Raw genomic sequence first — 1,131 nt, 5'->3', positions numbered from 1 at the left:
CCGATGGCGGGCCTCGAACTTCCCGCTGCGAATTCTTCCAAACAGAGGGACCCAGGCCGTTACAAGCGCGTTAGGGTCGCGAGCCAAGCCGGAGCGCTGGCCGGAGCGCGATGAGGGTGGAGACGACCGATGCCTGACCCGGATCAGTTGGAAGATGGCTTCTACTGGATCAGCATCGACGGCCAGCGAGCTGAGGTCGCCCAGTGGCAAGTTGAGTGGGAGCAATGGCTCGTAGCAGGGAGCTCGAAACCGCTGGCGGATGGTTTGTCCACCCGTGTCGTGGTGCTGAGTGACAGGTTGTCTCCGCCGGCCAACCCCGCATCCCGTAGCGCGGCAGCTGCATAGGTCAACCCCGCTGCACGCTGCCCAAACACGCTCGGATCAAGGCGCGGCCAAAGCTGTGCAGGCACGCAGCCGTTAAGTGGAGCCGGCCTCGTGGCGCGCGGCTTGGCGATGTCCACCACTCTTGGTGACCTCGGGCGACGCTGCCGCGTGAACCGAGCTGGCGGCGGCGCGTTCGCCTGCCGGTTGGGGGCTTATCCTCCCTTCCATTGCATCCTGGAATCCTGTCACCTTGAGCGCCGACCCTGGCAGGCTTGGCGCTCTTTCTTTGCCCGGCCGCCCGGCACTGCAGCGGGCGGGGCCACGCGCACAATAAAAGCTCCGGAGAGCTGGGTTTGCCGGTCGGCAAGTATTCCTGCGATTCCGGCTCCGCAGGGCGGTGCCCTCACGCCTTGAACTTCGTCGCGCCCACCGCCGGGATGGCGTCCACTCGGTCCCGTAGCCCTTTCAGCCTCGGATAGCGGTCCTGGGCGAGTGCCGGCGCCAGGTGCTCGACGCTGTCGAGCAGGCAGGTCGTGGTCACGTCGACCTGGGTCATCCGGCCGATCGCCAGCCATTCGCCCCCGAGGGCTGCCTCCAGCGTGTCGAGCCCGCCGCGGACCTGGGCATGGAGCTTCTCGACCTGCTCGGGCCAGACCTTCTCGTCCGGCCGGCGGCGCTCCTCGTAGAAGGCCTGCACCAGCCGCTCCGCCGCCCCGACCGCCAGGGCCAGCAGCCTCGTCACGGCCAGGCGCTCCGGACCGGCGAGCGGCGTCAGCGACCGGCCTGGTCCGACCTGGTGGTCTAGCC

1 protein-coding gene is annotated in these 1,131 nt (G+C 68.3%); it reads right to left on the bottom strand.

The window, feature by feature from the left end; genetic code table 11:
* Positions 1 to 727: 727 nt before the first annotated feature.
* Positions 728 to 1,131, bottom strand: a 404-nt coding sequence (locus tag H7965_RS29990; protein WP_222440898.1) for a glutathione S-transferase family protein, incomplete at its 5' end; no start/stop codon positions are given.

It is taken from the genome of Siccirubricoccus deserti (assembly GCF_014283215.1).
Classification (GTDB): domain Bacteria; phylum Pseudomonadota; class Alphaproteobacteria; order Acetobacterales; family Acetobacteraceae; genus Siccirubricoccus; species Siccirubricoccus deserti.
Note: the sequence above shows the minus strand (reverse complement) of the source record. Positions and strands in the feature narration are given on the sequence as shown.